This is a genomic window from Lamprobacter sp. (assembly GCF_034860625.1).
Taxonomy (GTDB): Bacteria; Pseudomonadota; Gammaproteobacteria; order Chromatiales; family Chromatiaceae; genus Lamprobacter.
This window is the reverse complement of sequence record NZ_JAYESN010000594.1, coordinates 1-1065: the sequence shown is the minus strand read 5'-3', so window position 1 is coordinate 1065 and position 1065 is coordinate 1. Positions and strand designations below refer to the sequence as shown.

Below are 1065 nucleotides of genomic sequence, written 5' to 3'. Positions count from 1 at the left end.
CGCGAGCTGCCTGCGCTTTTGCGCGAGGATCCTGCCTTTCGCGAGTATGTGCTAGAGCTGACGCGTACACATCATCCTTCACGCGGAGAGACCGAGGATTGGTTTCACGCCATGCTGGGGGAATTGCGCCGCGACCGGGCGGAGCAGGCGCGCAAATGGGAAACCCAGGAACTCAAGTGGCAAGAGCAGCAGGCACAAGCTGAGCGCGATCGGGCGGAACAGGCGCACAAATGGGACGAGCAGCAGGCACAAGCCGAGCGCGATCGGGTGGAGCAGGCGCACAAATGGGAAGAAAGCAACCGGCACTTCGACCGTGTCCATGAGGAAATCATGGCGCAGACCAAGAAGTTCGACCGCAGCATTGGAGCCTTGGGTGCGCGTTGGGGGATCCAGTCTGAGCGGGCCTTTCGCAACGCGCTGGCCGGCATCCTCGAGGAGAGCTTTGGCGTGCAGGTGGTCAACGTCACCGAATTCGACGCGGAAGGCGTGGTGTTCGGCCGACCGGATCAGATCGAGCTCGACATCATCGTCAAGAATGGCGTGCTGTTGATCTGCGAGCTGAAATCCTCGATCGATAAAGCCGGCCTCTACAGTTTCGAGCGCAAGGCGCGTTTCTATGAACGGCTCCATCAGCGCCAGGCCCAGCGGCTGATCGTCATTTCGCCGATGGTCGAGGCGCGCGCGCGCGAGGTCGCCGAGCGACTCGGCATTGAGATTTACCACGATTCCACCGACGTGACCTCGCTCGATGGCGAGGCGTAAGCGCGGTTGACGGGCCAAGCGATGCGTTCGCGGCATCGGTCACGGCGCGCTCTTGATCCGCACCACGCGCTCGCTGGTCTCGGCCGGTACCGAGCGCATGCTGGTCGACTTCGGTAAGGCCAATCCAATCGACAAGGCGCGCCAGCAGCCGGATAAGGTCAAGCAGGTGCTGGAGAAGGTCAAGACCGATGGCCTGATGCCGACGGTGGAGGCGGTGCGCAGCAAGCTGGAACAGCCGTTGGCGTTGGGATATTGCGGCTGTGGCGCCAGGACAAGGGCCAGAAGGCCTGTGCCGCAGCCTTT

At 62.5% G+C, this 1065-nt stretch carries 1 protein-coding gene and 1 pseudogene; both read left to right on the top strand.

Annotated elements, in window-relative coordinates; all coding sequences use genetic code 11:
- A partial coding sequence (locus VBE63_RS30090) for a PD-(D/E)XK nuclease family protein (RefSeq protein WP_323686633.1) occupies positions 1-762 on the top strand: 762 nt, incomplete at its 5' end.
- A 52-nt stretch (positions 763-814) separates the two neighbouring features.
- A pseudogene (locus VBE63_RS30085) lies at positions 815-1065 on the top strand (dehydrogenase); the annotation flags it as partial.